We start from the raw sequence: 4275 nt of genomic DNA on the forward strand, positions 1-4275 counted from the left end.
CCCGGCCCCCTGTCCCCCGCCCGTCCCGCGCAAGGAGCCCCGTGTCCGACCCCCTGAACGACGAACTGCTCGCCCTGGCCCTGGAGGCCGCCCACCGCGCCGGGCGGCTGCTGTGCGACGGCCGGCCCGCCGACCTGGGCGTCGCCGCCACCAAGACCAGCCCCATCGACGTCGTCACCGAGATGGACATCGCCTCCGAGAAGCTGATCACCGGCTTCCTCGCCGAGCACCGCCCCGACGACGGCTTCCTCGGCGAGGAGGGCGCCAGCAGCGACGGCACCAGCGGCGTGCGCTGGATCGTCGACCCGGTGGACGGCACCGTCAACTACCTCTACGGCCTGCCCTCCTGGGCCGTGTCCATCGCCGCGGAACGCGACGGCACCACCGTCGCGGGTGTGGTCGCCGCCCCGATGCGCGGCGAGACCTACCACGCCGTCCTCGGCGGCGGTGCCTTCCGCAACGGCGAACCCGTGCGCCACCGCCCCGCCCCGCCGCTGTCCCAGGCGCTGGTCGGCACCGGCTTCGGCTACCTCACCGAGCGGCGCGCCGCCCAGGCCGAGGTGGTCCGCGCCCTGCTGCCGAAGGTCCGCGACATCCGGCGCGGCGGCTCGGCCGCCATCGACCTGTGCGACGTGGCCTGCGGCCGCCTGGACGCGTACTACGAGCGCGGCCTGAACCCGTGGGACCTGGCGGCGGGCGTCCTGATCGCCCGCGAGGCCGGCGCGCTCACCGGCGGCCGCCTGGGGGCGGCCGCCTCCGGCGAGCTGACGCTGGCCGCCTCCCCGGAGCTGTTCGCCGTCCTCCAGCCGCTCCTGGACGACCTGGGCGCCTGGCACGACTGACGCGGCACGACAACGCCCCGGCAGCCACGGGGGCCGACGGGGCGCGGGGCCGGTGGGGCCGGGTCAGGCGCGGGGCGTCCCGACCTCCACGCCGTGCTCGGTGGCCAGGCGCTGCAGGTCCTCCAGCTCCGCCTCCTCGACCTCGGCGAGGAAGTCGTCGCCCGACGCGCGGGCCCGGACCAGATCGGCTTCGGTGTTCCGTATGCGCTGCAGAATGCCTGCGGTGAACGCGTCCATGGTGCGCCCCCTCGTCGTGGGTCGGTGGCACGGGTGTGCCGACGGGTGGGTCGATCACGAAGTGGTCCCTGCGCGGATCAGGTCGTGACACGACGCCGGGCAGGGTGTGATCGCGGGTGTGCACTCGTCCTCCCCCCGCGCCACCTCAGGGAAACCTCAAGGCGCCCGGCAATCCCGCCGAACACGCTCCGTCACCGCGCGGGGTGGGCGCTACGGCCCCTCTTACCGCCGGTTTACGGCTCTTGGGGGCAGGATGGAGGAACTCTGCCGGATTGCCGTGCCCCGTCCCGTGGGCCGTGAGGAAGGAATTGCGACGTGCGTGTTCTCGTCGTCGAGGACGAGCAGCTGCTCGCCGATGCGGTGGCCACCGGACTGCGCCGGGAGGCCATGGCCGTCGACGTGGTCTACGACGGCGCTGCGGCCCTGGAACGCATCGAGCTCAACGACTACGACGTCGTCGTCCTCGACCGTGACCTGCCCCTCGTCCACGGCGACGACGTCTGCCGCAGGCTTGTCGAGCTGGGGCTGCCCACCCGGGTGCTGATGCTGACGGCCTCCGGGGACGTCAGCGACCGGGTGGAGGGCCTGGAGATCGGGGCGGACGACTACCTGCCCAAGCCGTTCGCGTTCACCGAGCTGATCGCCCGGGTGCGGGCCCTGGGGCGGCGTACGACCGTCGCGCTGCCGCCGGTCCTGGAGCGGGCGGGCATCAAGCTCGACCCCAACCGGCGCGAGGTGTTCCGCGACGGCCGGGAGGTGCAGCTGGCGCCCAAGGAGTTCGCGGTGCTGGAGGTGCTGATGCGCAGCGAGGGCACCGTCGTCTCCGCGGAGCAGCTGCTGGAGAAGGCGTGGGACGAGAACACCGACCCGTTCACCAACGTCGTCCGCGTCACCGTCATGACCCTGCGCCGCAAACTGGGCGAGCCCGCGGTGATCGTCACGGTGCCCGGCTCCGGATACCGGATCTGACCGCCGATGCCGTCCCTGCCGTCGTTCTCCAGGCCCTCGGCCACCCCACCGCCCCCCACCCCGCCCAAGCCCACCTGGGACCCCCAGCCGGTGACCGTGAGGCCCTTCCCCTGGCTGCGGCCCACCATCCGGATACGGCTCACCCTGCTGTACGGCGGGATGTTCCTGATGGCCGGCGTCGTCCTGCTGACGATCATCTACATCCTGGCGGCCAACGCGCTGAGCGTCGGCAACCAGCTGCCCTTCAAGATCGATGACGCGGATTCGCTGCGGATCTCCAGCTCCACCTGCCCCGGACTGAGCGCCGTCAACGACATCCCCCAGCTCAACCGCGCGGCCGGCGAGTGCCTCCAGCACCAGCACGCGGTCGCGCTGAACGGGCTGCTCAACCGCTCGCTGCTGACCCTGCTCGGGCTGACCGTCGTCGCGTTCGCCTTCGGGTACGCGATGGCGGGGCGGGTGCTGTCGCCGCTGGGCCGGATCACGCGCACCGCGCAGCGGGTCGCCGGTTCCGACCTGCACCGCAGGATCGAGCTGGGCGGCCCCGACGACGAGCTGAAGGAGCTCGCGGACACCTTCGACGAGATGCTCGACCGGCTGGACCGGGCCTTCGAGTCCCAGCGGCGGTTCGTCGCCAACGCCTCGCACGAGCTGCGTACCCCGTTGGCGATCAACCGCACCCTGCTGGAGGTGCAGCTCTCCGACCCGGACGCCTCCCCGGAGCTGGTCCAGCTGGGCAGGACGCTGCTGGCCACCAACGAGCGCAGCGAGCAGCTGGTGGAGGGCCTGCTGCTGCTCGCCCGCAGCGAGAACAAGATCGTCGACAAGAGGCCGGTGGACCTGGCCGAGGTCGCCTCCCAGGCCGTCGACCAGACCCGCGGCGAGGCCCAGGCCAAGGGCGTGGAGTTCCGCGGCGTGCGCCGGCAGGTCTTCGTCCAGGGCAGCGGCGTCCTGCTGGAGCGCATCGCGCTCAACCTCGTCCAGAACGCCGTGCGCTACAACGTCCCCGACGGATGGGTGGAGGTCACCACCGAGCCGCAGCCGGGCTGCGCCGTCCTGGTGGTCTCCAACAGCGGGCCCGTCGTCCCCGCCTACGAGGTGGAGAACCTCTTCGAGCCCTTCCGCCGCCTGCGCACCGAGCGCACCGGCAGCGACAAGGGCGTCGGACTGGGCCTGTCCATCGTCCGCTCCGTGGTGCGCGCCCACGACGGCACCATCACCGCCGAGCCGCGCGACGGCGGCGGCCTCACGATGCGGGTGGTGCTGCCGTTGTGACGCACGGCCCCGGCCCCCGGGGAGCGCCCGCGTGCCCCGGGGCCGTCCGCCGTGCCACGGCACGTCCGCCGGGCGCACCGGTGGCCGCGCGGACGCCGCCGTGCCGCCTGCGCCCGCGGCGGGCGGTTTGACGGGAACGGGGTCGGCCGGTCATCCTTCGCCCCAGTTCGCTTTGCGCGGAATTCGGACGGCTCGCCCGCCCTGTGGACGTGTGTGATCGCTCACAGGCGCGAATTTCCGGCCGTCGACGCTCCGTGACCGGAGAGACCGGTGGAAAGCCGGGAAAATCCGGGTTTCCCCGGGCACCGTTCACGGGAAGTACAGGGGACGGCTTCCGTACAGTGCGACATTCGGACCGTGTACGGTCCTGTTCGCCATCCAAACCGATCACCTCTTCAGGGGTGCGGTTGGGTGTCGATTGAGTAACAGACCTTGATGTGAGGCAAAATCTCCGCCTCAGGTCGGGCACAAGTCCGGCCTCTCATGCGTTACGAGCGCTGAGACACCGCAGACACCCGGAGGGGGAGAGCGACATGGCAACGGATTACGACACTCCACGCAAGACCGATGACGACCTCAACGAGGACAGCATCGAGGAACTGAAGTCGCGGCGGAACGACAAGTCCGCCTCGGCCGTCGACGTCGACGAGTTCGAGCAGGCCGAGGGCCTGGAACTCCCCGGCGCCGACCTGTCCAACGAAGAACTGGCCGTCCGCGTCCTGCCCAAGCAGCAGGACGAGTTCACCTGCATGAGCTGCTTCCTGGTCCACCACCGCAGCCAGCTCGCCGCGGAGGACAAGAACGGCCAGCCGATCTGCCGCGACTGCGCGGCCTGAGACCGGTCGGCGCCGTGACAGGCGTGAACCCGTTCCGCAAGAAGGGCGGCAAGGGCCCGGCGGCCGGCGCACGAGCACATGAGGACACCGCGCCCGAGCACCCCGACCCCACCGCC

Annotated in this window: 5 protein-coding genes; 4 read left to right on the top strand and 1 reads right to left on the bottom strand. The window is 71.9% G+C overall.

Going from position 1 to position 4275, the window contains the following annotated elements; genetic code table 11:
* Nucleotides 1-41: 41 nt before the first annotated feature.
* Nucleotides 42-842, top strand: coding sequence for an inositol monophosphatase family protein (locus AC51EU_RS27670; RefSeq protein ID WP_496269821.1), 801 nt, complete (start codon nucleotides 42-44; stop codon nucleotides 840-842).
* 63 nt (nucleotides 843-905) lie between these two features.
* On the opposite strand, the gene AC51EU_RS27675 is transcribed toward AC51EU_RS27670, so the two are convergent.
* Complete coding sequence (locus tag AC51EU_RS27675) at nucleotides 906-1079, bottom strand: hypothetical protein (RefSeq protein ID WP_496269822.1); 174 nt, start codon at nucleotides 1077-1079, stop codon at nucleotides 906-908.
* A 315-nt stretch (nucleotides 1080-1394) separates the two neighbouring features.
* On the opposite strand from AC51EU_RS27675, the gene AC51EU_RS27680 reads away from it, so the two are divergent.
* The 3 genes from AC51EU_RS27680 (at nucleotide 1395) to AC51EU_RS27690 (ending at nucleotide 4159) form a co-directional block, all read left to right on the top strand.
* The gene (locus tag AC51EU_RS27680; protein WP_496269823.1) at nucleotides 1395-2048 is read left to right on the top strand and encodes a response regulator transcription factor; all 654 of its coding nucleotides are present in this window, start codon (nucleotides 1395-1397) and stop codon (nucleotides 2046-2048) included.
* A 6-nt stretch (nucleotides 2049-2054) separates the two neighbouring features.
* A complete protein-coding gene (locus tag AC51EU_RS27685) occupies nucleotides 2055-3323 on the top strand; it encodes a sensor histidine kinase (protein ID WP_496269824.1) in 1269 nt (422 codons plus the stop codon).
* 533 nt (nucleotides 3324-3856) lie between these two features.
* Nucleotides 3857-4159, top strand: coding sequence for a DUF4193 domain-containing protein (locus tag AC51EU_RS27690; protein ID WP_003982531.1), 303 nt, complete (start codon nucleotides 3857-3859; stop codon nucleotides 4157-4159).
* Nucleotides 4160-4275 lie beyond the last annotated feature (116 nt).

This window comes from Candidatus Streptomyces philanthi (assembly GCF_059553635.1).